This is a genomic window from Streptomyces sp. NPDC007162, assembly GCF_040634175.1.
Classification (GTDB): Bacteria; Actinomycetota; Actinomycetes; order Streptomycetales; family Streptomycetaceae; genus Streptomyces.
This window is the reverse complement of the sequence record NZ_JBEYFC010001058.1, coordinates 1-1,105: the sequence shown is the minus strand read 5'-3', so window position 1 is coordinate 1,105 and position 1,105 is coordinate 1. Positions and strand designations below refer to the sequence as shown.

Genomic DNA, 1,105 nt, shown 5'->3' with positions numbered 1-1,105 from the left:
GGCCAGGGCCGTGCACCAGACGTCATCGAAGGAACTCGTACGGGTACTGGGCCGCCGATGTCTCAAGAGGCTGCGACGACGGTGAGCCGGTCTGGTTGGAGCACTTCACGAAGGACCGCCAGGAGTTCCAGCTCATCGGCGAGCCGCACGCGCGCTGGCGGTCCCGGGCCTGGTTGCCGCTGACGGCCGGCGGCGGGACCGGGATGGCCCTCGGTGTGCTGCGCTCGCGCGACGCCGCCTTCGGGCCCGACGAGCGCGAGCTGCTGCTGGCTGCCGTCCGGCTGTGCGCGGGCCGGCTCACCGCCCTCGACACCCCGGCCGAGCCGGCCGTCCCGGAGTTCTCCCGGACGGTGCAGACCGTCCTGGACGCCCTGCCGGGAGCGGTGGTCCTGCTGACCCCGCTGCGCTCGGCCGCCGGGGAGGTGGAGGACTACCGCATCGACGCGGCCGCCCCCAACGCCGTCGACATCCTCGGCCGCGCCGGCCAGGAGATGATCGGCGCGCACATCCTGGAGAGCTATCCGTCGGTCGCGGGCGAGTCGCTGTGGCAGGGCTATCTGAAGGCGCTCGCCGGGGAGCCGTACGAGGGCGAGCCGTTCGTCTACGAGGAGATCGTCGCGGGGGTGCCGCTGACGGCCACCTACTCGGTGCGCGCCGCGCGCCTGGGCGACGGGCTGCTGGTGACCTGGCTGCGGCACGACACCGAGGAGCGGCAGGAGCAGCGGCTTGCGGACATGCAGCGGCTGGGCAATCTCGGCTGGGCGAACTGGAACCTGGTCACCCGGCAGGTCACCTGGTCGTCGCAGGTGTACACCATTCTCGGGCGTGACCCGGGGCGCGGGGCGGTCCCGTTGGACCTGCTGCCCGACCTCGTGCTGCCCGAGGACGCCCCCGCGCTGGCCCGGGCCGTCTCCGGACTCGCCGGCAGCGGCGGCCGGCTGGACGTCCCCTTCCGCATCAGGACCGGCAACGCGGTACGGCATCTGCGCGCCGTCGCCGAGGCGGTGACCTCCCCGGACGGCACGGTCGTCGAGGTGCACGGATTCGTACAGGACCTCACCGCGCAGCGCAGCGCCGAACTCGCCCTGGTGGACAGCGAGCGGGC

At 73.5% G+C, this 1,105-nt stretch carries 1 protein-coding gene; it reads left to right on the top strand.

The features are described from left to right. Positions 1-95: 95 nt before the first annotated feature. Positions 96-1,105 (top strand): PAS domain-containing protein (locus ABZ646_RS47135; RefSeq protein WP_360534078.1); only part of this gene is annotated, 1,010 nt, incomplete at its 3' end.